We start from the raw sequence: 261 nt of genomic DNA on the forward strand, positions 1-261 counted from the left end.
GAACACCACCGCGCCCAGGTCTTCCTGCACGATGCTGCCGTCATCCTGCTTGCGCAGGCACAGCAGGCTCTGGGCGGAGGCCGCGCCGACCGGCGCCACCAGCACCCCGCCGGGCGCAAGCTGGTCGATCAGCGCCTCCACCAGCGCCGGGCCGGCGGCGGTGACGATGATGGCGTCGAACGGCGCCTGCTCCGGCCAGCCGATGCGGCCGTCGTCGTGCTTGCTGCGCAGCTGCAGGCCGAGGCTGCGAAAGCGCTTGCG

At 73.2% G+C, this 261-nt stretch carries 1 protein-coding gene; it reads right to left on the bottom strand.

Features of this window, described 5'->3' with window-relative positions:
- On the bottom strand, positions 1–261 hold a 261-nt coding region (locus tag MTCD1_RS19530; protein WP_369007721.1), incomplete at both ends, for a protein-L-isoaspartate O-methyltransferase family protein.

The sequence above is a fragment of the Colwellia marinimaniae genome, assembly GCF_002207865.1.
Taxonomy (GTDB): Bacteria; Pseudomonadota; Gammaproteobacteria; order Enterobacterales; family Alteromonadaceae; genus Colwellia; species Colwellia marinimaniae.